26 protein-coding genes are annotated in these 26095 nt (G+C 73.7%); 12 read left to right on the plus strand and 14 right to left on the minus strand.

All coding sequences use genetic code 11. The features are described from left to right. A complete protein-coding gene (locus ACWD4U_RS00305; protein WP_363457406.1) occupies positions 1–204 on the plus strand; it encodes an acyl-CoA carboxylase subunit epsilon in 204 nt (67 codons plus the stop codon). Positions 205–267: 63 nt separating this feature from the next. Here the strand turns inward: ACWD4U_RS00305 and ACWD4U_RS00310 are convergent, their stop codons facing one another. Then, positions 268–672 (minus strand): DoxX family protein, encoded by a 405-nt coding sequence (locus ACWD4U_RS00310; RefSeq protein WP_363457403.1) that lies wholly within the window; start codon positions 670–672, stop codon positions 268–270. A gap of 252 nt (positions 673–924) precedes the next feature. On the opposite strand from ACWD4U_RS00310, the gene mmpB reads away from it, so the two are divergent. Both mmpB and ACWD4U_RS00320 read left to right on the plus strand, forming a co-directional pair. Beyond that, the gene (gene mmpB, locus ACWD4U_RS00315) at positions 925–1050 is read left to right on the plus strand and encodes a morphogenic membrane protein MmpB (protein ID WP_363457400.1); all 126 of its coding nucleotides are present in this window, start codon (positions 925–927) and stop codon (positions 1048–1050) included. Positions 1051–1068: 18 nt separating this feature from the next. Beyond that, entirely contained in the window at positions 1069–1680 is a 612-nt protein-coding gene (locus ACWD4U_RS00320) for a Maf family protein (RefSeq protein ID WP_363457398.1), read from the plus strand. A gap of 7 nt (positions 1681–1687) precedes the next feature. Here ACWD4U_RS00320 and ACWD4U_RS00325 read toward each other — a convergent pair whose 3' ends face one another. Beyond that, positions 1688–2200, minus strand: coding sequence for an alpha/beta hydrolase family protein (locus ACWD4U_RS00325; RefSeq protein WP_363457396.1), 513 nt, complete (start codon positions 2198–2200; stop codon positions 1688–1690). 496 nt (positions 2201–2696) lie between these two features. On the opposite strand from ACWD4U_RS00325, the gene ACWD4U_RS00330 reads away from it, so the two are divergent. Together ACWD4U_RS00330 and ACWD4U_RS00335 are read left to right on the plus strand one after the other, a co-directional pair. Next, a complete protein-coding gene (locus ACWD4U_RS00330) occupies positions 2697–3446 on the plus strand; it encodes a hypothetical protein (RefSeq protein WP_363457394.1) in 750 nt (249 codons plus the stop codon). A 240-nt stretch (positions 3447–3686) separates the two neighbouring features. Further along, on the plus strand, positions 3687–5465 hold the full coding sequence (locus ACWD4U_RS00335) for an acetyl/propionyl/methylcrotonyl-CoA carboxylase subunit alpha (RefSeq protein WP_363457392.1): 1779 nt from the start codon (positions 3687–3689) through the stop codon (positions 5463–5465). Between the two features lie 56 nt (positions 5466–5521). Here ACWD4U_RS00335 and ACWD4U_RS00340 read toward each other — a convergent pair whose 3' ends face one another. The 4 genes from ACWD4U_RS00340 to ACWD4U_RS00355 form a co-directional block, all read right to left on the minus strand. After that, on the minus strand, positions 5522–6835 hold the full coding sequence (locus ACWD4U_RS00340) for a condensation domain-containing protein (protein WP_363457390.1): 1314 nt from the start codon (positions 6833–6835) through the stop codon (positions 5522–5524). A gap of 106 nt (positions 6836–6941) precedes the next feature. Further along, positions 6942–7853: a DeoR/GlpR family DNA-binding transcription regulator gene (locus ACWD4U_RS00345; protein ID WP_449787065.1), complete on the minus strand. Its 912-nt coding sequence runs from the start codon at positions 7851–7853 to the stop codon at positions 6942–6944. Between the two features lie 197 nt (positions 7854–8050). Beyond that, the gene (locus ACWD4U_RS00350) at positions 8051–9514 is read right to left on the minus strand and encodes an NAD(P)H-quinone dehydrogenase (RefSeq protein WP_363457384.1); all 1464 of its coding nucleotides are present in this window, start codon (positions 9512–9514) and stop codon (positions 8051–8053) included. Between the two features lie 44 nt (positions 9515–9558). Next, positions 9559–10095, minus strand: coding sequence for a hypothetical protein (locus ACWD4U_RS00355; protein WP_363457381.1), 537 nt, complete (start codon positions 10093–10095; stop codon positions 9559–9561). 132 nt (positions 10096–10227) lie between these two features. Between ACWD4U_RS00355 and ACWD4U_RS00360 the strand changes: the two genes are divergently transcribed. The 4 genes from ACWD4U_RS00360 (at position 10228) to ACWD4U_RS00375 (ending at position 15550) form a co-directional block, all read left to right on the plus strand. After that, the gene (locus ACWD4U_RS00360) at positions 10228–10665 is read left to right on the plus strand and encodes a gamma-glutamylcyclotransferase (protein WP_363457378.1); all 438 of its coding nucleotides are present in this window, start codon (positions 10228–10230) and stop codon (positions 10663–10665) included. A gap of 132 nt (positions 10666–10797) precedes the next feature. Then, positions 10798–11628: a purine-nucleoside phosphorylase gene (locus tag ACWD4U_RS00365; protein ID WP_363457375.1), complete on the plus strand. Its 831-nt coding sequence runs from the start codon at positions 10798–10800 to the stop codon at positions 11626–11628. A gap of 236 nt (positions 11629–11864) precedes the next feature. Beyond that, entirely contained in the window at positions 11865–13562 is a 1698-nt protein-coding gene (locus ACWD4U_RS00370; RefSeq protein ID WP_363457372.1) for a phospho-sugar mutase, read from the plus strand. A 107-nt stretch (positions 13563–13669) separates the two neighbouring features. Further along, positions 13670–15550: a DUF5107 domain-containing protein gene (locus ACWD4U_RS00375; RefSeq protein WP_363457369.1), complete on the plus strand. Its 1881-nt coding sequence runs from the start codon at positions 13670–13672 to the stop codon at positions 15548–15550. A 202-nt stretch (positions 15551–15752) separates the two neighbouring features. Here the strand turns inward: ACWD4U_RS00375 and ACWD4U_RS00380 are convergent, their stop codons facing one another. From ACWD4U_RS00380 to ACWD4U_RS00390, 3 genes are all read right to left on the minus strand, one after another. Then, on the minus strand, positions 15753–16430 hold the full coding sequence (locus ACWD4U_RS00380) for a PH domain-containing protein (protein ID WP_363457366.1): 678 nt from the start codon (positions 16428–16430) through the stop codon (positions 15753–15755). 114 nt (positions 16431–16544) lie between these two features. Next, the gene (locus ACWD4U_RS00385; RefSeq protein ID WP_363457363.1) at positions 16545–17324 is read right to left on the minus strand and encodes an ABC transporter permease; all 780 of its coding nucleotides are present in this window, start codon (positions 17322–17324) and stop codon (positions 16545–16547) included. Beyond that, complete coding sequence (locus ACWD4U_RS00390) at positions 17321–18091, minus strand: ABC transporter ATP-binding protein (protein ID WP_363457361.1); 771 nt, start codon at positions 18089–18091, stop codon at positions 17321–17323. Before ACWD4U_RS00390 ends, ACWD4U_RS00385 begins: the two co-directional genes overlap by 4 nt. 70 nt (positions 18092–18161) lie before the next feature. Between ACWD4U_RS00390 and ACWD4U_RS00395 the strand changes: the two genes are divergently transcribed. Further along, positions 18162–18665, plus strand: coding sequence for a DinB family protein (locus tag ACWD4U_RS00395; RefSeq protein WP_363457358.1), 504 nt, complete (start codon positions 18162–18164; stop codon positions 18663–18665). Between the two features lie 205 nt (positions 18666–18870). Continuing rightward, positions 18871–20580, plus strand: a complete 1710-nt coding sequence (metG, locus tag ACWD4U_RS00400; protein ID WP_363457355.1) for a methionine--tRNA ligase — start codon at positions 18871–18873, stop codon at positions 20578–20580. A 7-nt stretch (positions 20581–20587) separates the two neighbouring features. Here the strand turns inward: metG and ACWD4U_RS00405 are convergent, their stop codons facing one another. The 4 genes from ACWD4U_RS00405 to deoC all read right to left on the minus strand — a co-directional run bounded on the left by ACWD4U_RS00405 (position 20588) and on the right by deoC (position 24700). Beyond that, positions 20588–21175 (minus strand): TetR/AcrR family transcriptional regulator, encoded by a 588-nt coding sequence (locus tag ACWD4U_RS00405; protein ID WP_363457352.1) that lies wholly within the window; start codon positions 21173–21175, stop codon positions 20588–20590. A gap of 159 nt (positions 21176–21334) precedes the next feature. Continuing rightward, on the minus strand, positions 21335–22237 hold the full coding sequence (locus tag ACWD4U_RS00410) for an aldehyde dehydrogenase family protein (RefSeq protein ID WP_363457349.1): 903 nt from the start codon (positions 22235–22237) through the stop codon (positions 21335–21337). Next, positions 22230–23708, minus strand: coding sequence for an aldehyde dehydrogenase family protein (locus tag ACWD4U_RS00415; RefSeq protein ID WP_363457346.1), 1479 nt, complete (start codon positions 23706–23708; stop codon positions 22230–22232). Before ACWD4U_RS00415 ends, ACWD4U_RS00410 begins: the two co-directional genes overlap by 8 nt. Positions 23709–23713: 5 nt before the next feature. Then, positions 23714–24700, minus strand: a complete 987-nt coding sequence (deoC, locus tag ACWD4U_RS00420; RefSeq protein ID WP_363457343.1) for a deoxyribose-phosphate aldolase — start codon at positions 24698–24700, stop codon at positions 23714–23716. 168 nt (positions 24701–24868) lie between these two features. On the opposite strand from deoC, the gene ACWD4U_RS00425 reads away from it, so the two are divergent. Further along, positions 24869–25498, plus strand: a complete 630-nt coding sequence (locus ACWD4U_RS00425) for an ATP-binding protein (protein WP_363457341.1) — start codon at positions 24869–24871, stop codon at positions 25496–25498. Between the two features lie 7 nt (positions 25499–25505). Here the strand turns inward: ACWD4U_RS00425 and ACWD4U_RS00430 are convergent, their stop codons facing one another. Then, entirely contained in the window at positions 25506–25985 is a 480-nt protein-coding gene (locus tag ACWD4U_RS00430) for a DUF6328 family protein (protein WP_363457338.1), read from the minus strand. Between the last annotated feature and the right edge of the window lie 110 nt (positions 25986–26095).

The following is a 26095-nucleotide window of genomic DNA, read 5'->3' on the forward strand; positions in this document are numbered from 1 at the left end:
ATGACACCCATTCAGGTGCTGCACGGACAGCCGACCCCCGAGGAGCTCGCCACCGTCCTGGCGGTGGTCCAGGCCCGGGCCGCCGCGAGCCGCAACACGGCGACCGCGAGCGGCCCGGCCACCACCTGGACCACCCACAGCCCCCGCCGCACCCTCCCCACCCCGGGCCCCACCGCCTGGCGAACCAGCCTCTGGCCGAGGTAGGGCAGCACCTCAGGTGGCAACACCCAGGGGCTCTGGGGGTACCCCCAGGGCCCCTGGAGGTGCCTACTTCTTGTCGAGCGCGAAACTTCCAGGACCGAGCGCGGCGATCAGCAGGAAGGCCCAGCAGAAGAGGACCGACGGCTCGCCGCCGTTCTGGAGCGGGAAGAGCGCGTGCTCCTGGTGGACGGTGAAGTAGGCGTAGGCCATCGAGCCGGAGGCGAGCAGCGCGGCCCAGCGCGTGCCCAGCCCGATCAGGACCAGGACGCCGCACACGAGTTGGATCACGGCGGCGTACCAGCCGGGCCAGTCGCCGGCCTTCAGGCTGCCGCCGCCGTGCGCGCCGCCGAGCACGCCGAACAGCGAGGCGGCGCCGTGGCAGGCGAAGAGCAGGCCGACCACCACGCGGTGGAGGGCGATGACGTGCGGGCGTACGCGTACCGCGGTGCCCGCGGTGACGAGTTGGGACATGGGTGATCTCCATCAGCCGGAACCAGTGGGGTGGTCAGTGCTGCGATGGTGCGTGCCCTGACCGTTGACGTGCCGTCAGGGATGGAGGGTCTCGGCGCCCCGCAACGCCGATCATGCACCCGACAAGTCAGTTGCTCTATTGCAGGGGCAACGGCACGCCGCGTCAAGACCGACCCGTGCCCGGCCGGAGAGCGCCGGGAGTGAGTACGGATACTCAGGCGCCGCGCCGAGCGGGCGTTGCAGGCTGGACGGGTGCTCTGGTCGGACCCCCGCGACGAACCGTCGCCCGAGGCGCGTGAGGTGCAGCAGCGGCTGCGCCGAACCGCGGTGGTGCTGGCGGTACTGGCGTTGCTGGCGGCGGCCCTGGTGCTGGTGTAGGCGGGCTAGGCTGGGCGCATGACCGCTCGCCGTCCGCTGGTTCTCGCGTCCGCCTCCCCCGCCCGGCTGGGCCTGCTGCGGCAGGCGGGGCTCGATCCGCAGGTGCGGGTGAGCGGGGTGGACGAGGACGCGCTGTCGGCGCCGACGCCGGGCGAGCTGGCGCTGGTGCTGGCGGTGGCGAAGGCCGAGAAGGTGGCGGGCGAGCTGGCCGCGGAGCCGGGCGAGCCGCCGCTGGTGGTGGGCTGCGACTCGGTGCTGGAGCTGGACGGGCAGGCGCTCGGCAAGCCCGCGGACCCGGCGGAGGCGCTGCTGCGCTGGCAGTCGATGCGGGGCCGCGCGGGCGTGCTGCGTACCGGCCACTGCGTGATCGACACCGCCACCGGACGGCAGGCGAAGGCGACGGCCTCCACCACCGTCCGGTTCGGCACGCCGGACGACGCCGAGGTCGCCGCGTACGTCGCCTCCGGCGAACCGCTGCACGTGGCCGGGGCGTTCACCCTGGACGGCCGGTCGGCGCCGTTCGTGGAGGGGATCGACGGCGACCCCGGGAACGTCATCGGACTCTCGCTGCCGCTGCTGCGCCGCCTGCTCGCCGAGCTGGACGTGCGCATCACCGACCTGTGGGTCTGACGGGCCGTCAGCCCGCCGCGGGCGCGTGCTTGGCCAGGTAGGCCTGGACGTCCGGCAGCGCGCCGTCCTTGAGCAGCGGGGCGCCGTGGTTGCCGCCGGGGTAGATCTTGACCTGCTTGTCCTCGGCGACCGAGGCGTCGTACAGGCTCTTCGCGTTGGCGTTGAACGGGGAGTCGAACTCCTCGGCGGCGAAGAAGCAGGGGATCTTCACCGACTTCACCGCGACCGCCGCGTTGAACTGGCTGTACGCCTCGGGCGAGCTGAGCGAGACCACGGCCCGGATCGGCAGCGGGCTGTCCAGCCGGGCGGCGACCAGCGAGCCGGCCGCGCCCTTGGAGGCGCCGACCAGCGCGATCGCGGTGACGCCCTTGCCCTTGAGGTAGCCGGCCGAGGCCTTGACCACCTCGGTGACGTCGCCCTCGGTGGTGGCGGCCAGCACCGCGTAGCCAGCCCTGGTGAAGGCGTCGAAGGTGGGCGCCCACTCGCAGAGCGAGCCGCCGAGCTGGTGCGAGAAGACCACGCCGACCTTGGCGCCGCCGGCGTCGGAGTCGCGGTAGTAGGCGTCCAGGCCGGTGCCGCCGGTGGTGCCGGCGTCGAGGGCGAAGGAGCCCCTTGGCGGCCTGGTCCGCGGTGAGGCAGCCGTAGGTCCTGGCGGCCGGGCTCGGCGAGCCGGGGGCCGGCCCGGCGGTGCCGGACCCGGAGCAGGCGGTGAGCAGCAGCGCGGACGCGGCCAGGGCCGCGGGCAGGATGGAGCGGTTCACGTTTCCCCCGTGAATCGTGTGGCGCGGTTGGTGGCTGCGACGGTAGGGACGGCCGCGATCACGGTCAATGGTCTGAACCAATCCGTTACGGCCGGAGCCGGAAGCGGCCGGGAAGCGGCAGCCCGGGTTCCGTTTGCGGGTGCGGATTCGGACAGAAGCGGGCCCGTACATCTGTCGCCCCGATCCAACCCGTCCTCCCCGGGCCGCCGTTAGGCTGGCGCAGCCGGAACGGAAAGGGGCGACGGGGAGCGGGAGATGACCGAAGGTGTGCTCAACGTCGTACTCGGTCTGATCGCCTCGGCGATCAGCGCCGGGCTGGGCTGGCTGGCGCAGTCGCTGCGGCGGCGGCGCAGGCTGGAGCGGCAGCGCGGGTTCTTCGGCCTGCCGGCCGGCGGCGAGGCCCTGCTGGTGGTCAACCGGCAGCCGGTGTCGACGAGTTCCAAGAGCGTGTCGCGCGAGGACGTGTACGCGCTGATGGAGCTGGCGGCGCTGGTCCGCGCGTGCGGGGCCCGGGCCGAGCTGACGGCCCATGACGAGGTGCGCCAGGGGCTGGGCGACAAGGCCGAGTTCTGCGTGGGCGGGCCGAGCAGCAACGAGCGGACCGCGGCGCACCTGGCGTCCTGGCTGCCGGGGGCGACGTTCGTCGCGCCGGCGGACGAGGCGGGCCACCGGGTGCCCACCCTGCTGGTCGGGGAGCGGGAGTTCGGCTACGCGCCGGCCGACCAGCAGCCCGGCGGGCGGGTGTTCGTGCTGCTGGCCCGGCTGCACGCCCGCCCGGGCAGCCGCCCGGTCTTCCTGATAGCCGGCCAGACCTCCACCTCCAACCACGCGGCGGTGCGCTACCTGGCGGCCAACCACCGGGCGCTGGCCCGGCGGCACGGCCGGGACGGCGCCTTCGCGCTGGTGCTGCGGGTGGTCAACTCGCAGGCGTACGGCGCGGACGTGGTCGAACTGGCGGCCGACGTCTCGGCCGCCGCGGCGACCGCCCGACCGGAGGCGAGCTGACCCTGTGGGCCTGACGGAGTGACAGCTGGGACCGGTGTGGCGAAGGCCACCCGTTCCCGCCCAAGTCCGCACGGAGCGGCAAAGCCGCAGCCCGCGGGGCCCGCACCTGCGGCGTCGAGCGGTCCCCGAGCACCGCTCGGGGCGCCTCACGCAGCGTGTGAGCACGCTCACCACCAGGGACTACTCGCCGGTAGGACCTTCCAATCCCTAGACTCAACGAGGTTCAAGAAGGGAGCCACAGTGCGCAAGGTGCTCATCGCCAACCGCGGAGAAATCGCCGTCCGCGTCGCCCGGGCCTGCCGAGATGCCGGTATCGCCAGCGTCGCCGTGTACGCCGAGCCGGACCGGGACGCGCTGCACGTCCGCGCGGCCGACGAGGCGTACGCGCTCGGCGGCGACACCCCCGCGACCAGCTACCTGGACATCGCCAAGGTGCTGAAGGCCGCCGCCGACTCCGGCGCGGACGCGGTCCACCCCGGCTACGGCTTCCTGTCGGAGAACGCCGACTTCGCCCAGGCCGTCCTCGACGCCGGCCTGATCTGGATCGGCCCGCCGCCGCAGGCCATCCGCGACCTCGGTGACAAGGTCACCGCCCGGCACGTCGCCCAGCGCGCCGGCGCCCCGCTGGTCGCCGGCACCGCCGACCCGGTCTCGGGCGCCGACGAGGTCGTCGCCTTCGCCGAGGAGCACGGCCTGCCGGTCGCCATCAAGGCGGCGTTCGGCGGCGGCGGCCGCGGCCTGAAGGTCGCCCGCACGCTGGAGGAGATCCCCGAGCTGTACGAGTCGGCGGTCCGCGAGGCCGTCGCCGCGTTCGGCCGCGGCGAGTGCTTCGTCGAGCAGTACCTCGACAAGCCGCGCCACGTGGAGACCCAGTGCCTGGCCGACCAGCACGGCAACGTGGTGATCGTCTCGACCCGTGACTGCTCGCTGCAGCGCCGCCACCAGAAGCTGGTCGAGGAGGCCCCCGCGCCGTTCCTCACCGCCGAGCAGAACGCCGAGCTGTACCGGGCGTCCAAGGCGATCCTGCGCGAGGCCGGCTACGTCGGCGCGGGCACCTGCGAGTTCCTGGTCTCCCAGGACGGCCTGATCTCCTTCCTGGAGGTCAACACCCGCCTGCAGGTCGAGCACCCGGTCTCCGAGGAGGTCACCGGCATCGACCTGGTCCGCGAGATGTTCCGGATCGCCGACGGCGAGGAGCTCGGCTACGACGACCCGGAGATCCGCGGCCACTCCATCGAGTTCCGGATCAACGGCGAGGACCCGGGCCGCAACTTCCTGCCCGCCCCCGGCACGGTGACCCTGTTCGCCCCGCCGTCCGGCCCGGGCGTGCGGCTGGACGCGGGCGTCGAGTCCGGCTCGGTGATCGGCCCCGCCTGGGACTCGCTGCTGGCCAAGCTGATCGTCACCGGCGCCGACCGCAAGCAGGCCCTGCAGCGGGCCAAGCGGGCGCTGGAGGAGTTCAAGGTGGAGGGCATGGCCACCGCCATCCCGTTCCACCAGGCCGTGGTCACCGACGCCGCGTTCGCCCCCGAGGTGCACGGCTCCTCGGAACCGTTCCGCGTCTTCACCCGGTGGATCGAGACCGAGTTCGACAACACCATCCCCGCCTTCGCCGGCGCGGGCGGCGAGGGCGAGGAGCCCGAGGGCCGGGAGACCGTGGTGGTCGAGGTCGGCGGCAAGCGGATCGAGGTCTCGCTGCCCTCCTCGCTCGGCGTCGCGGCCGCTCCGGCGGCCGGCGCGGCCGGTGCGGGCAAGGCCAAGCGGCGGGTCGGCGCGAAGAAGGCCGCCTCGGCGGTCTCCGGCGACACCCTCGCCTCGCCGATGCAGGGCACCATCGTCAAGGTCGCCGTGCAGGAGGGCCAGACCGTGGCCGAGGGCGACTTGATCGTCGTCCTGGAGGCCATGAAGATGGAGCAGCCGCTCAACGCCCACAAGGCCGGCACCGTCGTCGGCCTGAAGGCCGAGGTCGGCCAGTCCGTCTCCAGCGGCGCCGCGCTCTGCGAGATCAAGGACGTCTGACCCACCGTCACGACACGTCGAAGGGCTCCCGGTCCCCGGACCGGGAGCCCTTCCGGCTATTCGGCCGCCTGCAGCACCAACTGCTCGATGCCGCGCAGGAACCCGGCCATCTGCGCCCGGTCCAGCAGCGCGCCGTCCGCGGTCATCGACAGCTGCACCGCGCCGGGCACCGCGTTGACGTCCACCGCCATCGACACCCCGGGGCGCGCCGGGAACTCCGCCGGGAAGGTCAACTCGCTCTCCCCGGACGGCTCCTGGACCGTGCCGTCGGGCATCAGCGCGGCCAGCGGGTCGCGGGTGTCGTTCCAGAACACCGAGTGGTCGGCCAACTCCACGCCCGAGGACCGCAGTTCGTCCAGGTCGGCGTCGAGCCGCGGCTTCACGTAGCCGGCGTGCCGGTAGGCGCTGAACGCCGGGCCGTGGCTGCGGCGCACCGTCTCGGCGAACTCCCCGGCGAGCTCCGGCAGGTGGAACAGGCCCTCCTGGGCGAGGGTGGTGACGGCGTCGGCGGACTGCTCGGTGAACCGGTTGCCGACCACCACCTGGAACAGCACCTCGTCCTGCCCGCTGAGCCGGCCCAGTTCGGTGGCGGCGGCGGCCAGCAGCAGGGTGGCGTCGCTGGTGCGCAGCCGGGCCGCGGCCAGCGGCAGGGCTCTGGCCAGCGCCGGGGAGCGCAGCACCGCGAACGGGAAGCGCCGCTCCGGGTCCGGTTCTCCGGGCGGGCGGGGCAGCAGGACCCGCGGGCCCGTGGTGAGCTTGTCCCGCCAGTGCCGGCGGGCGGCGGCGTCCTTGCGGCGGCCGCGCGGGGAGTCCTGTTCGGCGGCCTCGTCCAGCGGCTGGGCGAAGGCCCGCTCCGCGCGCAGGTCGTCGGCGCTGCGCCCGCCGGCCAGCAGGGTCAGGTCGCGCACCAGCCGGCGCATCCCCCAGCCGTCGGCGGCGGTGTGCGAGAGCACCAGCACCGTGTGCCGGACCAGGCCGCCGTGTACCACCAGGCCGATCCGCAGCGGCCAGTCCCGGGCCTGGTCGAACGGCCGCGCGGCGTAGTCGGCGAGCAGCTCGGCGGCGGCCTCGGCGGCCTGCTCGGGCCCGTCGCGGTGCAGCACGGCGACCGGCAGGACGCCGTCCGGGTCGAGCAGTTGGACCGGCTCGCCGTCCTGGACGACCAGCCGGGTGCGCAGTGCGTCGTGCAGGTGCAGCAGTTCGGTGAAGGCGCGCAGCACCTCGTCCACCGGCAGCCCGGGGTCGACCGGAGCGGCCAGCCTGAGGTTGTAGCGGGGTGCCTCGGGGCCGAGCCGGACCAGGGCGGTGTGGATCGCCCGCTGTCCCCAGGTCGCGGGGCCGCGACCGCCGCGGGCCCCACTGATCGTCAATTCCCTTGTCTGGTCGATCGTTTCGCGCGAAGCGTCCATGGGGAGCGACGCTACAAGCGGCGACCGGCGGGCGGCCAGGGGTCGGTGGCCGCCGGGCCGGAACCGGTCAGCGGATCCGCTCGGCGAGCCGGGTGGGCGGCAGGGCGCCGTGCGGGGCGGGGCGGCGCTGTCCGGGCAGCGGGGCGCCGGGGGCGAGGCCGGGCGGCGGCACCGGCCGCCGCGGCACCGCGGGGACGGCGGGCTGCGGCGTCGGCGGGGCCTCGGTCGGCAGGCCGAGCGGGGCGACGGAGATCTGCACCCCGCAGTCGGCCAGCGCGTCCAGCTCCCGGGCGGTGGGGTCCTCGGCGGCGGCGTGCTCGTCGGTGACCAGCCGGGTGATCGCCTCGGTGGCGACGGTCTGGAACATGCTGTCCGCACCGAGCTTGGTGTGGTCGGCGAGCACGATCACCTCCGCCGCCGCCTGCACCAGCGCCCGGTCGACGCTGGCCGAGAGCATGTTGGCGGTGGACAGGCCGCGCTCCGCGGTCAGGCCGCTGCCGGAGATGAAGGCCTTGGTGACCCGCAGCCCGGACAGCGACTGCTCCGCGCCGCTGCCCACCAGCGCGTAGTTGGAGCCGCGCAGGGTGCCACCGGTCATCACCACCTCCACCCGGTTGGCGTGGGCCAGCGCCTGGGCGACCAGCAGCGAGTTGGTGACCACGGTCAGCCCGGGCACCCGGGCCAGGCGCCGGGCCAGCTCCTGGGTGGTGGTGCCGGCGCCGACCACGATGGCGTCGCCCTCCTCGACCAGGCCCGCGGCGAGATCGGCGATGGCGCTCTTCTCGGCGGCGGCGAGGTGGGTCTTCTGCGGATAGCCGGGCTCCCGGCTGAAGCCGCCGGGCAGCACCGCACCGCCGTGGCGGCGGTCGAGCAGCCCTTCGGCCTCCAGCGCCCGGACGTCCCGGCGGACGGTGACTTCGGAGGTCTGGACGACGCGGGCCAGCTCTCGGAGCGACACGGCTCCGTTGGCGCGCACCATCTCGAGGATCAACTGGCGACGTTCTGCTGCAAACACAGGACCGACGGTAACCTGAGTGACCGTCTGCTTTCAGGCGTTTGCACCTGGTAACGGGATTTGCTCACCCGGGAGCGGCGCACGACCGTACAATGCGCGCTCCGCCGCCCGGGTGAGCCGCGCGGCGTGCGCCCGGCTCGGCCCGGAGGGTTGACGCGCCGTCAGGAGGTCGCGCCCTCGCGCTTGCGGATGTGCAGCTGGCGGGCGGCCTCGGCGGTGGAGCCGGAGAGCGAGGGGTACACGGTGAAAGCGCTCGCGACCTGCTCGACGGTCAGGTTGTTGTCCACCGCCAGCGAGATCGAGTGGATCAGCTCGGAGGCCCGCGGGGCGACCACCACACCGCCGACCACGATGCCGGTGCCGGGGCGGGCGAAGAGCTTCACGAAGCCGTCCCGGATGCCCTGCATCTTGGCCCGCGGGTTTCCGCGCAGCGGGAGCTTGATCTCGACGGCGTCCATCTTCCCGCCGGAGACGTCCGCGGCGGTGTAGCCGACGGTGGCGATCTCCGGGTCGGTGAAGACGTTGGAGGCCACGGTCTTCAGGTTCAGCGGCTGCACCGCGTCGCCGAGCGCGTGGTACATGGCGATCCGGCCCTGCATCGCGGCGACCGAGGCGAGCATGAAGACGCCGGTGCAGTCGCCGGCCGCGTACACGCCGGGGGCGGAGGTGCGGGAGACCCGGTCGACCTTGATCTGGCCCCAGTCGTTGGTCTTCACCCCGGCCTCCTCCAGGCCGAGGTCGGCGGTGTTGGGGATCGAGCCGACCGCCATCAGGCAGTGCGTGCCGGTGATCACCTTGCCGTCCGCCAGCGTCACCTCGACGCGGTCGCCGATGCGCTTGGCGCTCTCCGCGCGGGAGCGGCCCATCACGTTCATGCCGCGGCGGCGGAAGACGTCCTCCAGCACCTCGGCGGCGTCCGGGTCCTCGCCGGGCAGCACCCGGTCGCGCGAGGAGACCAGGGTGACGTTGGATCCGAGCGCCTGGTAGGCGCCGGCGAACTCGGCGCCGGTGACGCCGGAGCCGACCACGATCAGGTCGCGCGGCAGCTCCTCCAGGTCGTACACCTGGGTCCAGGTCAGGATCCGCTCGCCGTCCGGCTGGGCGTCGGGCAGCTCGCGCGGGCGGACGCCGGTGGCGATCAGCACCGCGTCGGCGCGCAGCGACTCCACGGTGCCGTCGGCGTGCTCGACCAGCACCTCGCGGGAGCCGTCGATCGCCTGGCCGCCGGTGCCGAGCCGGCCGCGGCCGCGCAGCACGGTGACCCCGGCGCGGGTGACCGCCTGGGTGATGTCGTGGGACTGCGCGATCGCGAGGCGCTTGACCCGTCGGTTGACCTTGCCGAGGTCCACGCCGACCACCCGGGCCTGCCGCTCCAGCGGCGGGGTGTCGTCGGCGACGATGATGCCCAGCTCCTCGTACGAGCTGTCGAAGGTGGTCATCACCTCTGCAGTGGCGATCAGCGTCTTCGACGGCACGCAGTCGGTCAGCACCGCCGATCCGCCCAGACCGTCGCGGTCGACGACGGTCACCTCCGCACCGAGCTGGGCGGCCACCAGGGCCGCCTCGTATCCGCCGGGTCCGCCACCGATGATCACGATCCGAGTCACGTCGCCATTCTCCCGCATGCCGGAACCGAAACCGCGCCGGGGCCGTTGCTGTCGGCCGTCCCTCACCCCGTCTGCCGGATCGACGCCGCGACCAGCACCCCGTTCGCCACCGTGTAGGTGCCCTCGTAGATCTTCACCGTGCCGTCGGTCTGGGTCGCGTAGATCGTCGCCCGCACCTGCGAGGAGCCGAACTCGCTGACCGTGCCGAGGCTGATGCTCGCGGTGGTGGCGTACCCGGCCACCCAGCCCGCGTAGTTGTTCCCGCCGATGTTCCGGCCGCCGAGCGCCCAGGCCGCGGCGTAGTCGTGGTTGGTGATGTCCTGGTAGTACTGCTCGACCACGGCGGCGGCGTTGGTGAAGCCGGGCGCGGTGGCGGCGGGGGTGGTGGGTCTGGTGACGGTGACGGTCGGGTTGGGCGTCACGGTGACCGTCGGGGTGGGCGTCGGAGTGACCGTCACCGTCGGGGTCGCCGCCGCGGTCACGGTGACCGCGGACGGCGAGCCGCCGGCGCCCGCGCCGGTGGTGGCGGTCGATCCGCAGCCGACGACGACCGCCAGCAATAAGGCCGGGACTGCTGCCGCGGCCGGTGGAACACGCATCGCGGGGCTCCCCTCGGAGCGCACCCCTCCCCCGTCCCGGCACGTCGCCGCAGGGTGAGACCCTGCTTCCACGGTAGGCCCGCCCGGGGTGCGGAGGCCTGGCGGGCGGGTCCGCTCCCGTAGGCTGGCGGCATGTCGCTCTACGCCGCCTACGCCACCAACCTCGACGCCCGGCAGATGAGCCGCCGCGCCCCGCACTCCCCGCTGCGCGGCACCGGCTGGCTGGCCGGCTGGCGGCTCACCTTCGGCGGCGAACAGCTGGGCTGGGAGGGCTCGTTGGCCACCGTGGTGGAGGACGAGAAGGAGCAGGTCTTCGTCTCGCTGTACGACGTGGCGCCGATGGACCAGGACGGCCTGGACCGCTGGGAGGGCGTGCAGCTCGGCATCTACCGCAAGGTCCGGCTGCGCGCGCAGACCCTGGACGGCGAGGTCCCGGTCTGGACGTACGTGCTCAACGACTACGAGGGCGGGCTGCCCGCCGCCCGCTACCTCGGGCTGATCGCGGACGCCGCGGAGAGCGCCGGCGCACCCGACGACTACGTGCTGGACCTGCGCCGCCGCCCCTGCTGACTGGCGCATCCTCCGAACGGCACGCCGAACGACGGGACGAATGCTGTCGTTCTACGCAATCCGGGTAACGATCCGACATGGCTTGGGCGGGGTGTCTACGCGCGTAGGCCTATTTGACCTATCCTCGACCACGTGAACGCATCTCCTCAGTCGGTCGTCTCCGCCGACCCCTACGCCGCCGCCCGGGCCGCCGCCGACCGGCTGCGCGAACTCACCGGCGCCGAGCGCCACGACGTCGCCCTGGTCATGGGCTCCGGCTGGGTGCCGGCCGCCGACGCCCTCGGCGAGACGCTGGCCGAGTTCCCGGTCACCGAACTGCCCGGCTTCCCCGCGCCCGCGGTGGCCGGCCACGCGGGCACGATCCGCTCGGTGCGCATCCCCGGTGAGGGCGAGCGCCGCGCCCTGGTCTTCCTCGGCCGCAACCACTACTACGAGGGCCACGGCGTGGCGACCGTGGTGCACGGCGTGCGCACCGCCGCCGCGGCGGGCTGCCGGACCATCGTGCTGACCAACGGCTGCGGCGGCCTCCGCGAGGGCTGGGTCCCCGGTCAGCCGGTGCTGATCAGCGACCACATCAACCTGACCGCGGACTCCCCGATCGTCGGCGCCAACTTCGTCGACCTCACCGACCTGTACTCCAAGCGGCTGCGCGAGCTCTGCCGCGAGATCGACCCGTCCCTCGACGAGGCGGTCTACGTGCAGTTCCGCGGCCCGCACTACGAGACCCCGGCCGAGGTCCACATGGCCCGGGTGATCGGCGGCGAGCTGGTCGGCATGTCCACCACCCTGGAGGCCATCGCCGCCCGCGAGGCCGGCGCCGAGGTGCTCGGCATCTCGCTGGTCACCAACCTGGCCGCGGGCATCACCGGCGAGCCGCTCAACCACGCCGAGGTGCTGGAGGCCGGCAAGGCCTCCGCCGAGCGGATGGGCGCGCTGCTGGCGAAGGTCCTGGAACGGATCTGACGACCCGTCGCCGGGGGCGGCGGCCCGACGCCGCAGCCACCTGACGCAGAATCAGGGATCCGGCGGTGCCGACCCGGAGGGACCGACCGCCCGTGCGCCGAAGGACGCCCGGGCGGCTCGCGCCGTCCTCCGCCGACGCACCGCCGGCCCGCACGGAGTCGGCGGCGGCCGGACGCCCGGACGCCGCCGCACTCCCGCCTCACACCTCGTCACCACACGCACAGGGAGCAGGCCGCATGCCGAAGGCACCCACCACCGACCTCCTCGACCGGGCCCGTGCCTGGCTCGCCGAGGACCCCGACCCGGACACCCGCGAGGAGCTGGCCGCGCTGCTGGCCACCGCCGAGGGCCCCGAGGCCGAGTCCGAGGAGCGGATCGCCTGGTCCGAGCTGGCCGACCGGTTCGCCGGCCGCCTGCAGTTCGGCACCGCCGGGCTGCGCGGCGAACTCGGCGCCGGCCCGATGCGGATGAACCGGGCCGTGGTGATCCGGGCCGCCGCCGGCCTCGCCGCGTACGTGCGCAAGCACCCCGAGCTGGGCGACCTCGTGGTGATCGGCTACGACGCCCGGCACAAGTCCCACGACTTCGCCCGGGACACCGCCGCCGTGATGACCGCGGCCGGCCTGCGCGCCGCGCTGCTGCCCCACCCGCTGCCCACGCCCGTGCTGGCCTTCGCCATCCGCCACCTCGGCGCGGCGGCCGGCGTGGTGGTCACCGCCAGCCACAACCCGCCGCAGGACAACGGCTACAAGGTCTACCTGGGCGACGGCTCGCAGATCGTCCCGCCCGCCGACGGGCAGATCGCCGCCGAGATCGACGCCATCACCGCGCTGGCCGCCGTCCCGCTCGCCGCGGAGGGCTGGGAGGTGCTCGGCGAGGACGTGCTGGACGCCTACCTGGACCGCGCCGTGGGCGTCCTCGACGCCGACGGGCCGCGCGAGCTGGCCACCGTCTACACCCCGATGCACGGCGTCGGCGGGGACGTGCTGCTCGCCGCCTTCCGGCGGGCCGGCTTCCCGGCGCCCACCGTGGTCACCGAACAGGCCGAACCCGACCCGGACTTCCCGACCGTGGCGTTCCCCAACCCGGAGGAGCCGGGCGCGATGGACCTGGCGTTCGCCGCCGCCCGCGCCGCCCGCCCCGACCTGGTGATCGCCAACGACCCCGACGCCGACCGCTGCGCGGTGGCCGTCCCCACCGCCGACGGCGACTGGCGGATGCTGCGCGGCGACGAGGTCGGCGCGCTGCTCGGCGCGGCCCTCGCCGCCAAGGGGGCCACCGGCGTGTTCGCCACCACCATCGTCTCCTCCACCCTGCTCGGCAAGATCGCCGCCGCCGCGGGCCTCGGCTACGCGGAGACCCTCACCGGCTTCAAGTGGATCGCCCGCGCCGAGGGCATCCGCTACGGCTACGAGGAGGCGCTCGGCTACTGCGTCGACCCGGCCGGCGTCCGCGACAAGGACGGCGTCACCGCCGCCCTGCTGATCGCCGAACTCGCCGCCGGCCTGAAGCGCGACGGCCGCACCCTGGCCGACCTGCTGGACGACCTCGCCCTCGCGCACGGGCTGCACGCCACCGACCAGCTCTCCGTCCGGGTCGAGGACCTCGCGCTGATCGCCGACGCCATGCGCACCCTGCGCGACAAGCCGCCGACCGAGCTCGCGGGCCTGGCCGTCACCCGCGCCGACGACCTCACCGCCGGCAGCGCGGACCTGCCGCCCACCGACGGCCTGCGCTACTACCTGGCGGGCGACGCCGTCAGCTCCGCCCGCGTGGTGGTCCGCCCGTCCGGCACCGAGCCCAAGCTCAAGTGCTACCTGGAGGTCGTCCTCCCGGTCGCCGACGCCGCCGGGCTGCCCGCCGCCCGCGAGCGGGCCGCGGAGCTCCTGGCCGCCGTCAAGCGCGACCTCGGCGCCGCGGCCGGCATCGCCTGACCCGGGCACGTCCCGCGCCCGGACCCACCAGGTCCGGGCGCGGAACGTCCTAGATTTCCGCACACAAGTCCCTTCCCAACCCCCGCCGGCGGACCTACGTTCGCCGCGTGACCAGCACTCTTCACACGGACGTTCTCCGGCTCCCGGCCGCCGCGCTCCCCACCGCGAGCCCGCTGCCCCTCCTGCACGGCACCGAGGTGCACGCCCAGGCCCCCGGCGGCGACCCGGCGATGACCGCCCGGATCGCCTACGGCCAACCCGCCACCCTGCTCCCCTACACCCCGCAGGACCGCTACGACCGCGACCGCGCCGAGCGCGAACTGCCCACCGCCGTCCTGCAGAACGAGCACCTCACCGCCGTCTTCCTGCCCACCCTCGGCGGCCGGCTCTGGTCACTCGTCCAGCGCCCCACCGGCCGCGAACTCCTGCACCGCAACCCGGTCCTGCAGCCCGCCAACCTCGCCCTGCGCAACGCCTGGTTCGCCGGCGGCACGGAGTGGAACCTCGGCGCCACCGGCCACCACCCGCTCACCTGCGCCCCGCTGCACACCGCCCGCACCGAGCGGCCCGACGGCACCCCCGTCCTGCGAATGTACGAGTTCGAGCGGATGCGCCGCCTGGTCCTGCAGATCGACGCCTGGCTGCCGCCCGGCGCGGAGTACCTGCACGTCCAGATCTCGATCCACAACCCCGGCGCGGAGACCGTCCCCGCCTACTGGTGGTCCAACACCGCCGTCCCGGAACGCCCCGGCACCCGCGTCCTCGCCCCCGCCGACCACGCCTTCCACTTCGACTACGCCGCCGAACTGCAGCGCGTGCCGTTCCCCCTGCACGACGGCACCGACCGCAGCCGCCCCGCCGAACTCCCCTACGCCGCCGACTACTTCTTCGACGTCCCGGACGACCTCGACCGCCCCTGGGTGGCCGCCGTCGACCCCGACGGCACCGGCCTGCTCCAGTACTCCACCGACCGCCTGCGCGGCCGCAAACTGTTCAACTGGGGCACCGGCAGCGGCGGCCTGCGCTGGCAGGAGTGGCTCAGCGGCCCCGACTCCCGCTACCTGGAGATCCAGGCCGGCCTCGCCGCCACCCAGTTGGAGCACCTCCCGCTCCCCGCCCGCACCACCTGGACCTGGACCGAGGCCTACGGTCCGCTCCCCACCGACCCCGAACTCCCCCACCAGGACTGGCCCACCGCCGTCGCCACCCTCGACCGCCGGGTCCGCGCCCTGCCCCTCGACACCACCCCCACCCCGCCCGACGCCCCCCTCGAACCGCTCTCCCCCGGCAGCGGCTGGGCCGCCCTCGAACAGGCCGCGGGAGCCCTCCCCGCCATCCCCGGACTGCCCTTCCCCACCGGCGACCCCGAACAGGACCCCTGGCACACCCTCCTGACGGACGGTCACCTCCCCGTCCTGGACCCGCCCGCCGCCCCCGTCACCGGCGCCCACTGGCGCGAGCGCCTCGCCGACGCCACCGACTGGCACGCCCTGCACCACCTCGGCCTGCTCCACCTCGCCGCGGGCGACCCCACCGCCGCGAAGGCCGCCTGGCACCGCTCACTGGCTGCCGCCCGCACCCCCTGGACCCTCCGCAACCTCGCCGAACTCGCCCGCCTCGAAGGCGAATCCGCCCCCGCCGCGGAACTCCTCACCGAGGCCCACCGGCTGCTCCCGACCCTCCCCGAACTCACCATCGAAACCCTGGCCGCGCTCCTCGCCGCCGCCCGCCCCGCCGACGCCCTCACCCTCGTCGACGCCCTCCCCGCCGACCAGCGCCACCACGGCCGCATCCGGCTCCTCGAAGCCCGCGCCGCAACCGCCTCCGGCGACCCGGCCCGCGCTCACGCCCTCCTCACCGAAGGCATCGAGATCGCCGACCTCCGCGAAGGCGAGGACTCCCTCCACACCCTCTGGTCCACCACCCAAACCGCCCTCGGCAAGGACGAACCCCTGCCGCCGCACTACGACTTCAGGATGCACTCCTAGGCAAACGGGTCGGGAGGAACAGGGGCCCGGGGAACGGCGGGGGCGCGTGGCGGTCAGGGTGCGAGGGCGCGAAAAGGTCTGGGCGCATAGAGGTCTCCAAAGACCTACAGCCGACTTCAGACCACCAGACACTCGCCTCGCAGTTCCCCGAGCCCCTGGGTGGTGCAAGTGACCCGAGCTCCCTAAATCAGAGGCCGCTGCCTCAAATGGCCAGGATCACCGAGACCAGCGCCACCAACCCCACCAGGGTCGGGGCGATGATCCACCAGCACCAGTGGACCTCGACCTCGCCCTGGGCGCCCTTCGCGTTGGCATTCCGCTCGGCCATCTGCTGCAGCGACTCCACCACCGCGTCGGACCACGCGCGGGTGGGGTCGAGTTCACCGGGTCGCGGGGTGCGGGGCGTGCTCGGGGTGATGCTGAAGCGGGACGGCTTCGGGTCACCTGCGGCTGCGGCGCGAGCCGCCCTCGCGGTGGCCTTCTTGCGCTGGCGCAGCGACACCGGGACGGCCCAGATCTGGTACTTCTTGCCGGCGGCGAAGAGTTCGACCGAGTAGCCGGCCCGCAGTCCCTCGACGGCGCCCCAGGGGGCGATGACGGTCCGCAGGGGGTTGCGGACCAGCAGGCGGCGGTCGTTGGCGCGGACCACCGGTCGCAGCGTGTAGGCGGCCACGGGGAAGCCGAAGACGGGGGCGGCGGCGAGTGCGACCCAGGGGGTGGGGCCGCTGCCGGACACCACGGCGTCGCCGATCAGCCAGGCGGCGACGGCGAGCAGCATGACGCCGGAGATGATGCCGGGCACGGAACGGTAGACGCGGTCGGCGTACACCGGGTCGTCGGCGGCGGGGCCCTGGTCGGGCGTCCGGTCGGATTCGGTCATGCCGTCGATTCTGCCCCAGCGCCCTCACCGGCCCCAACGGCGACCCGGGCACGGGACGGTCACGAATCGTCCCGTGCCCGGGGGCCGGTGAGCGGGGCTGCGCGGCCCGCAGGCCTATGCGGTGCGGCGGCGCAGCGTGGCGGCGCCGAGGGCGAGGGCGAGCAGGGCGCAGCCGGCCACCACGGCGAGGTCGGCGATCACCCGGCCGCCGGCACCGCTCTGCGCGGTGATCCGGCTCATCGCGTCGACCGCGTAGGAGAGCGGGAGGACGTCGGAGATCCAGTGCAGCACCGGGGCCATCGCGCCCCGGGGGACGAAGAGCCCGCAGAGCAGGAGTTGGGGCAGCAGGACGGCGGGCAGGAACTGGACGGCCTGGAACTCGGTGGCGGCGAAGGCGGAGACCAGCAGGCCGAGGGCCATGCCGAGCAGGCCGTCGGCGACCGCGACGGCGAACAGCAGCCAGGTGGGTCCGGCGACGTCGAGGCCGAGCACCCCGATGGTCAGCACCGAGGCGAGGGCGGCCTGGAGCAGGGCGACGACGCCGAAGGCGAGGGCGTAGCCGAGCAGCAGGTCGAGCTTGCCGAGCGGCATGGTGAGCAGCCGCTCCAGGGTGCCGCTGGTGCGTTCGCGGAGCATCGCGACCGAGGTGACCAGGAACATCACGACCAGCGGGAAGATGCCGAGGAGTTCGGGGCCGATCCGGTTGAAGGTGGCCGGCTGGTCGTCGTACATGTACTTGAGCAGGACGAGCAGCAGGCAGGGGACCAGCAGCAGCATCGCGACGGTGCGCGGGTCGTGGCGGAGCTGGGCGAGCACCCGGCCGGCGGTGGCGAGGGTGCGGCGGGTCGCGGCGGCGGCCGGCGAGGGGGCGGGCAGCGGGGCGGCGGTGGTCATCTCGTGGTCTCCGTGGTCTCCTCGGCGGGCTGCCCGGGGCTGCGGACCAGGGCGAGGAAGGCGCTGTCGACGTCGGGGGCGCCGGTGGTGGCGAGCAGCCCGGCGGGGGTGTCGTGGGCGAGCAGCCGGCCGTCGCGCATCAGCAGGAGGAGGTCGCAGCGGGTGGCCTCGTCCATCACGTGGCTGGAGACCAGCAGGGTGGTGCCGGCGTCGGCGAGCGAGCGGAACAACTGCCACAGCTCCTGGCGGAGCACCGGGTCGAGGCCGACGGTGGGCTCGTCGAGGACCAGCAGTTCGGGGTGGCCGAGCAGCGCTGCGGCGAGCGAGACCCGGGCGCGCTGGCCACCGGAGAGCCGGGCGACGGGGGTGCGCCGGTGGGCGTCCAGGCCGACCTGGTGGATCACCCGGTCCGGGTCGCCCTTCGGGGCGCCGAGGACGGCGGCGAAGTAGTCGAGGTTCTCACCGACCGTCAGGTCGCCGTACACGGACGGGGCCTGGGTGACGTAGCCGACCCGGTTGCGCAGGGCGGCGCTGCCCGCGGGCTGCCCGAGGACGGTGACGGTGCCGCCCGCGGTCCGCTGCACGCCGACCACGCTGCGCAGCAGGGTGGTCTTGCCGCATCCGCTGGGGCCGAGCAGGCCGGTGACGGTGCCACGGGCGACCTCCAGGTCGAGGCCGGGCAGCACGGTGTGGTCGCCGCGGCGCACCACCAGTCGCTCGATGCGGATCGCGGGGTCGCCGGACGGCCCCGCCAAAGAATTCATCATGTGATGATTTTTGCGCCGCGGCCCGGCGGCCGTCAAGCTCCGTGCGGCGGATCCCCGCTACCGTGCTCGCATGACCGCGACCACGCGCACCGACACCCGCCCGCCCGTGCTCGACGAGGGCGAGCGGGAGACCCTGCTGTCGTTCCTGCGCTACCTGCGCGAGGCGGTGATCGGCAAGGCCCTGGGCCTGGCCGGCGAGCAGGCCCGCACCCCCGGCGTCCCGTCCGGCACCAGCCTGCTCGGCCTGGTCCGGCACCTGGCCGTCGCCGAGACCTACTGGTTCGAGGAGATCTACGCGGGCCTCGACGTCGGCGCGCTGGACTTCTCGATGGACCTGGCCGCCGGGGACACCGAGGAGTCCGTGGTCGCCGCCTACCGGGAGGCCGCCCGCCGGTCGGACGCGATCATCGCCGCGGCCGCCTCGGTCACCGCCCCCGCCGCCCGCGCCACCGGCCCGACCACGCAGCCCCGTTCGCTGCGCTGGATCCTGGTGCACATGATCGAGGAGACCGCCCGGCACGCCGGCCACGCCGACATCCTGCGCGAGCGGATCGACGGCGCCACCGGCCGCTGACGCCGCGTCAGCCGGGCGCCGCCGTGGCTTGACAGCGCCCGGATATGCGGTACGGCCACCGCGGCCCGGTTCGGTACGATTGCGGCGGCCGGCGGCACCGGAAGGGCCCGGCCCGCCGCTCGTCCCGAAGACGACCCGGCCCCTCGACACCCGCCCGCGGGCATCCCATACGGTGCTCGCCGGAGAGCATGGGAGCATCCCAGAGATGACTCGACAGTTGATCACCAGCGCGCTTCCCTACATCAACGGGATCAAGCACCTGGGCAACATGGTCGGGTCGATGCTCCCGGCGGACGTGTACGCGCGCTACCTGCGCCAGCGCGGCCACGAGGTGCTGTACATCTGCGCCACCGACGAGCACGGCACCCCGGCCGAGCTGGCCGCGCAGGAGGCCGGGCTGCCGGTCGCCGAGTTCTGCGCCCGGGCGCACGAGCAGCAGCGGGCGGTCTACGAGGGCTTCCGGCTCTCCTTCGACTACTTCGGCCGCTCCTCCTCGCCGCAGAACCGGGAGATCACCCAGGAGATCGCCCGCGAGCTGCAGGCCAACGGCTTCATCGAGGAGCGGGCGATCCGTCAGGTGTACTCGATCGCCGACGGCCGCTTCCTGCCGGACCGCTACATCGTCGGCACCTGCCCGCACTGCGGGTACGACAAGGCCCGCGGCGACCAGTGCGAGAACTGCACCCGCGTCCTCGACCCGACCGACCTGCTGGAGCCGCGCTCGGCGATCAGCGGCAGCGCGGACCTGGAGGTGCGGGAGACCAAGCACCTGTTCCTGCTGCAGTCGAAGCTGACCGGCGAGGTCGAGGCCTGGATCGCCGCGAACGGCGACAACTGGCCGGTGCTGGCCTCCTCGATCGCCCGCAAGTGGCTCACCGAGGGCCTGCAGGACCGCGCGATCACCCGCGACCTGGAGTGGGGCGTCCCCGTCCCGGCCGACGTGTGGCCCGAGCTGGCCGCCGAGGGCAAGGTGTTCTACGTCTGGTTCGACGCGCCGATCGAGTACATCGGCGCCACCAAGGAGTGGGCGGACGCCACCGGCGGGGACTGGAAGTCCTGGTGGTACGAGGCGGACGACACCGTCCGCTACACCGAGTTCATGGCCAAGGACAACGTCCCGTTCCACACCGTGATGTTCCCGGCCACCCTGCTCGGCTCGCGCCGGCCGTGGAAGAAGGTCGACTACGTCAAGGCCTTCAACTGGCTGACGTACTACGGCGGCAAGTTCTCCACCAGCCAGAAGCGCGGCATCTTCACCGACGTCGCCCTGGAGCTGCTGCCCGCCGACTACTGGCGCTACTACCTGATGGCCAGCGCCCCCGAGTCCGACGACTCCAGCTTCACCTGGGACCTGTTCGCGTCCACCGTCAACAAGGACCTGGCCGACACCCTCGGCAACTTCGTCAACCGGGTGCTCTCGTTCAGCCGCAAGCGCTTCGGCGACGAGGTCCCGGCGGGCCCGGAGGCCGGCGAGGCGGAGCTCCAGCTCGGCGCCCAGATCGGCGAGCTGCTCGCCGAGTACGAGACCCAGCTGGACGCGCTGAACTTCCGCAAGGCCGCGCAGGCGCTGCGCGCGCTCTGGTCGGCCGGCAACGCGTACCTCGACGTGACCGCCCCGTGGACGCAGATCAAGACCGACCCGGAGGCCGCGGCGCGCACCCTGCGCACCGCGATCAACCTGATCCACCTCTACGCGGTGGTGTCCGAGCCGTTCATCCCGGCCGCCGCGCAGGCGATCCGGGAGTCCTTCACCCTCGACGGCGACACCCGCACCTGGGTGAGCGCCGACGAGGCCCGGGCTCTGCAGCTCGTCCCGGCCGGCACCCCGTTCACCGTCCCGCCGGTGCTCTTCGCCAAGATCACCGACGAGGACCTGGCCTCCTGGACCGAGCGCTTCGGCGGCGGCGAGGCCTGATCACCCGTCAGCCCGTCAGGTACCCCTGGATGGTGCGGCCCAGCAGTGGGACCAGCGCCTCCGGGGGTGCCGAGGCGAGGGGTTCGACGGCGATCACGTAGCGGGCCATGGCCAGCCCGACGATCTGCGACATCACCAGTTCGACCCGCAGCTCGGGCTGGTCGACCTCCAGCAGGTCGGCGACCCGGTCGACCAGTTCGGTCACCATGAAGCCGCGCATCAGCGCCGCGACCTCCTCGCTGCCGGCCGCGGTGCGCACCAGCGCCAGCAGCCGGTCGCGGACCGTCGGCTCCTCCCACAGCCCGAGCACGAAGCCGGCCACCCGCTCGCCGATGCCCGCCAGATCCCCGGCGAAGACCTGCTCCACCACCGCGCGCGGATCGAGCGGGAACTCCAGCGCGGCCATGAACAGCCGGTCCTTGCTGCCGAAGTAGTGGTGCAGCAGCGCCGCGTCCACCCCGGCCGAGCGGGCGATCGCCCGCATGCTCGCCTTCTGGTACCCGTGCTGCGCGAACTCCGCCCGCGCCGCCGCCAGCACCGCTCCCCGGGTGTCCTCACCCCCGGGCCGCCGCCCCCGCGTCTTCGTGCCAGTCATCCCGCCATTGTCCCCGAACCCGCTCGGGCGCCCCGCCCGGGCATGAGGACGGGCCCGCACCAGGGGGGGAGAAGTGCGGGCCCGTCGGCGGCCGTCCGCCCCCGGGGGGGGTAGGGGCGTGGGGACGGCCGGTCTGTGTGGAGTTGAACGGTCCGGGGGCTAGATGCCCATCGGGTGCCAGACCGTCTTGGTCTCCAGGAAGGAGAGCAGTCGCCCGGTGCCGGGCGCGGCCGTCCAGTCCTCGGCGGACGGGTCGGCGGCCGGTCGGACCACTCGCTTCAGCGTATCCGCCGCGGCCTGTTCCAGGGCCGCCGCCGCGCCGGGGCCTTCGGGGTCGATCGCCCCGGCGAGGTCCAGTGCGTTGACGTCCTGGTGCGAGGCGAGGGTGGGCGCGATGTCCGCGGTGCGGCCGGAGATCAGGTTGACCACGCCGCCGGGCAGGTCGGAGGTGGCGAGCACCTCGCCGAGCGAGAGCGCGGGCAGCGGCGCGTGCTCGGCGGCCGCGACCACCACGGTGTTGCCGGTGGCGATCGCCGGGGCGATCACCGAGACCAGGCCGAGCAGCGAGAAGCCCGCTCCGGTGCGCGGCGCGACGATGCCGACCACGCCGGTCGGCTCCGGGGTGGACAGGTTGAAGAACGGCCCGGCCACCGGGTTGGCACCGCCCGCGATCTGGGCGACCTTGTCGGTCCAGCCCGCGTACCAGACCCAGCGGTCGATCGCCGCGTCCACCAGCGCCGCCGCCTTCTTGACGCCGACGCCCTCGCCGGCCGCCACCTCGGCGACGAACTGCTCGCGCCGGCCCTGCAGCATCTCGGCGACCCGGTACAGCACCTGGCCGCGGTTGTACGCGGTGGCGCCGGACCAGCCCTTGACCGCCGCGCGCGCGGCCAGGACGGCGTCCCGGGTGTCCTTGCGGGTGCCGAGCGGGGCGTTGGCCAGCCACTGGCCCTTTGCGTCGGTCACCTCGTACACCCGCCCGCTCTCGGAGCGCGGGAACTTCCCGCCGACGTACAGCTTGTAGGTCTTGAAGACATCAAGACGCAGTGCCACATCAGACATCGAGGTAGGCCTCCAGACCGTGGCGGCCACCCTCGCGGCCGTAGCCCGACTCCTTGTAACCGCCGAACGGCGAGGTCGGGTCGAACTTGTTGAAGGTGTTCGCCCAGACCACGCCGGCCTTGAGCCGGTTCGCGGTCCAGAGGATGCGCGAGCCCTTCTCCGTCCAGATGCCGGCCGACAGCCCGTACGGGGTGTTGTTGGCCTTCTCGACCGCCTCGGCGGGGGTACGGAAGGTGAGCACCGACAGCACCGGGCCGAAGATCTCCTCGCGGGCGATCCGGTGGGCCTGCGAGACGCCGGTGAACAGCGTCGGGCGGAACCAGTAGCCCGCGCCGGGCAGGTCGCACGCGGGCGCCCAGCGCTCGGCGCCCTCCTGCTCGCCCGCGGCGGCCAGCTCGGTGATCCGGGCCAGCTGCTCGGCCGAGTTGATCGCGCCGATGTCGGTGTTCTTGTCCAGCGGGTCGCCGACCCGCAGGGTGCCCATCCGGCGCTTGAGCGCGTCCAGCAGCTCGTCCTGGATCGACTCCTGCACCAGCAGGCGGGAGCCCGCGCAGCAGACGTGGCCCTGGTTGAAGAAGATGCCGTTGACGATGCCCTCGACCGCCTGGTCGAGGGGCGCGTCGTCGAAGACGATGTTGGCGGCCTTGCCGCCGAGCTCCAGCGAGAGCTTCTTGCGGGTGCCGGCCAGCTGCTTGGCGATGGCCCGGCCGACCGGGGTGGAGCCGGTGAAGGCGACCTTGTTGACGTCCGGGTGGGCGGTCAGCGCGGCGCCGGTGCGGCCGTCGCCGGTGACGATGTTCACCACGCCCTTGGGCAGACCGGCCTGCCGGCAGATCTCGGCGAACCGCAGCGCGGTCAGCGGGGTGGTCTCGGCCGGCTTGAGCACCACGGTGTTGCCGGTGGCCAGCGCCGGGGCGATCTTCCAGGCCAGCATCAGCAGCGGGAAGTTCCACGGGATGACCTGGCCGGCCACGCCCAGCGGCTTCGGGTTGCCCCCGAAGCCGGCGTAGTCGAGCTTGTCGGCCCAGCCCGCGTAGTAGAAGAAGTGCGCGGCGACCAGCGGCAGGTCGACGTCGCGGGTCTCCCGGATCGGCTTGCCGTTGTCGATCGACTCCAGCACCGCCAGCTCGCGCGAGCGCTCCTGGATGATCCGGGCGATCCGGAACAGGTACTTGGCGCGCTCGCTGCCCGGCAGCGCCGACCAGTCGGCGAACGCCCGGCGGGCCGCGGCGACGGCGCGGTCGACGTCCTCGTCGGTGCCCTGGGCGAACTCCGCCAGCACCTGCTCGGTGGCCGGGTTGACGGTCTTCAGCGCCTCCGAGCCGGAGGAGTCGACGAACTCGCCGCCGATGAAGTGCCCGTAGCTGGTCGCGATCTCACCCGCGGCGGCCGGGGACTCCGGCGCCGGGGCGTACTCGAACAGGCCGGACGCCTTGGCCGGCTGCTCTTCGGTCTTCTTGGTCTTCGCCATCGTCCTCAGTCCACCGTCACGTAGTCGGGACCGGAGTACCGGCCGGTGCGCAGCTTCTGACGCTGCATCAGCAGGTCGTTCAGCAGGCTGGAGGCGCCGAACCGGAACCACTCGGGGCTCAGCCAGTCGTCGCCCAGGGTCTCGTTCACCATCACCAGGTACTTCATCGCGTCCTTGGTGGTGCGGATGCCGCCCGCGGGCTTCACGCCGACCTGGGTGCCGGTGGCCGCGCGGAAGTCTCGCACCGCCTCCAGCATCAGCAGGGTGACCGGCGGGGTGGCGTTGACCGCGACCTTGCCGGTGGAGGTCTTGATGAAGTCCGCGCCCGCGATCATCGCCAGCCAGGAGGCCCGGCGGACGTTGTCGTAGGTCTGCAGCTCGCCGGTCTCGAAGATCACCTTCAGGTGGGCGGCGGTGCCGTCCGGGCGCCTGCACGCCTCCTTGACCGCGGCGATCTCCTCGAAGACCTCCAGGTAGCGGCCGGAGAGGAAGGCCCCCCGGTCGATCACCATGTCGATCTCGTCGGCGCCGGCCGCGACCGCCTCGGCGGTGTCGGCCAGCTTCACCGGCATGCCGGCGCGGCCGGACGGGAACGCGGTGGCCACCGAGGCGACCTGGACCCGGCTGCCGCGCAGCGCGTCCTTGGCGGTGGCGACCATGTCCGGATAGACGCAGATCGCCGCGACCTGCGGGGTGGTGCGGTCGCCGGGGTCGGGGCTCAGGCCCTTCGCGCACAGCGAGCGGACCTTGCCGACCGTGTCCGCGCCCTCCAGCGTGGTCAGGTCGATCATCGAGATGGCCAGGTCGACGGCGAACGCCTTGGCGGTCGTCTTGATCGAGCGGGTGCCGAGGGACGCCGCCCGCGACTCCAGGCCGACCTGGTCGACGCCGGGCAGGCCGTGCAGGAAGCGGCGCAAGGTGGCCTCGGACGCCGCGACGTCCGTGAGACCGCTGCCCGCTGCACCGGGGGCATTGGCTGCAAGAGTGGACATAGTCACCAGACCAGCATATCTACGCGCGTAGGAGGATGGTAGGCGGGACGGGAGTTCGATGCGCGACCGAGATGTGCCGCGCTCCGCGCGCCCCCGGGTGTGGGCCCCGTCACGGCGGCGGACCGCGGGGTTCCGACCCGCCCGCAGGATGCGTCAGACTGGTGTCTCGTGAGTGACTCCCCGCTGAACCGTCGCCCGGTATCCCGCGTCATCCTGCTGTCGGGTCCCTCGGGCTCCGGGAAGTCCTCGCTGGCCGAGCGCAGCGGCCTGCCCGTGCTGCAGCTCGACGACTTCTACAAGGACGGGGACGACCCGACCCTGCCGCAGCTGCCGGACGACGGCGGCACCGACTGGGACTCCCCGCTCTCCTGGCACCGCGAACAGGCGCTCGCCGCGATCCGCGCGCTGGCCGGCGGCGGCACCACCGACGTGCCGGTCTACTCGATCCCCGACAACGGCCGGATCGGCAGCCGCCCGCTCGGCCTGGACGGCGCCCCCGCGTTCGTCGCCGAGGGCATCTTCGCCGCCGAGCTGGCCCGCCAGTGCGCGGCCGAGGGCCTGCTGGGCGACGCCCTGTGCCTGCGCAACCGGCCCTCCACCACCGCCTGGCGGCGCTTTCGCCGGGACGTCCGCGAGGGCCGCAAGTCCGTCCCGTACCTGGTCCGCCGCGGCTGGCGGCTGATGCGCGCCGAGCGCGGCATCGTCGCCCGGCAGGTCGAACTCGGCTCCTACGCCTGCTCCGGACTGGAGGCCGGCCGCCGGATCGCCTCGCTCGCCCGCCACCCCGAGTACGTCTGACGCCGGCTCACTCCTCGGTCAGGCCACGGCGTACCGCCCACGGCAGCACGAACCACAGGCCGGTGAAGACCAGCGCGACCACCGCGGTGATCGGGATCGCCGCCGCCGCGCCGAGCACCACCGTCAGCACCAGCAGCACCGCGCCGGACAGCGCCGTCGCCAGCAGCACCAGGCCGACCTGCGCGATCCGGGCGGAGACCCGCACGATCCGGACCCGGTCGGGGTGGTGGAACAGTCCGCGGTGCAGCGCGACCGGGGTGGCCAGCACCGCCGCGGCGATCACCGCGAGCAGCAGCACCACGACGTACAGGTCCTGCTCGGAGTCGTGCAGCTCGGCGAAGCGCGGGGTGAACGCGACGCCGAGCAGGAAGGCGAAGACGATCTGCACGCCGGTCTGCAGCACCCGCAGTTCCTGCAGCAGCTCGATCAGCCGCCGGTCGGCCCGGGCCTGCGGGCTCTCGGCGGGAGGGGTGGGGGCGGCGTCCATCGGGTCATTGTCACCGCGGCGTGCCCCACCGGAGGAACGACGCGGCGGGCCCCGGTGCTTCTCCCCCGCACCGGGGCCCGCCTCGTCAGGGCTGAGGGACCTCCCCCCGG

It is taken from the genome of Kitasatospora sp. NPDC002522 (assembly GCF_053595195.1).